This window comes from Halomonas sp. ATBC28 (assembly GCF_005937175.1).
Classification (GTDB): domain Bacteria; phylum Pseudomonadota; class Gammaproteobacteria; order Pseudomonadales; family Halomonadaceae; genus Vreelandella; species Vreelandella titanicae.
Window position 1 is genome coordinate 1 of the sequence record NZ_VCQL01000141.1, and the last position, 420, is coordinate 420.

Here is a 420-nt window from a genome sequence, read left to right on the forward strand (position 1 = left end):
GGGTACGATGCGCGAGGAAAATACCGATAACCACCACCGCCAACATCAGCAGTCCCATCGCACTTAAGCGACCGCCGCCAGGGATTTTCCACGCAAGGCTTGAGAGCGTGTCATAAATGGGATGGTTTATCGGAATCGACTCTTCCGAAACGAGATAGCTGACACCGCGCAAAAAGAACATCCCCGCCAGGGTAATGATAAATGCCGGGATCTTCAGGGCGTCGATCAAAAGCCCCATAAATGCGCCGAAGGCACAGCCCATCACCAGCACTAGCGGAAACGCCAGCAGCGGCGAGAGGCCGAAATCGCCAATCACTTTTGCCAGAAACACGCCAGTAAAGGCGATCACCGAACCGACGGAGAGATCGATCCCACCAGAGAGGATCACAAAGGTCATGCCAACGGCAATGATCCCAAGAA

Annotated in this window: 1 pseudogene; it reads right to left on the reverse strand. The window is 54.5% G+C overall.

What is annotated here, in order from left to right:
• A pseudogene (locus E0L35_RS25725) lies at nt 1-420 on the reverse strand (sugar ABC transporter permease YjfF); the annotation flags it as partial.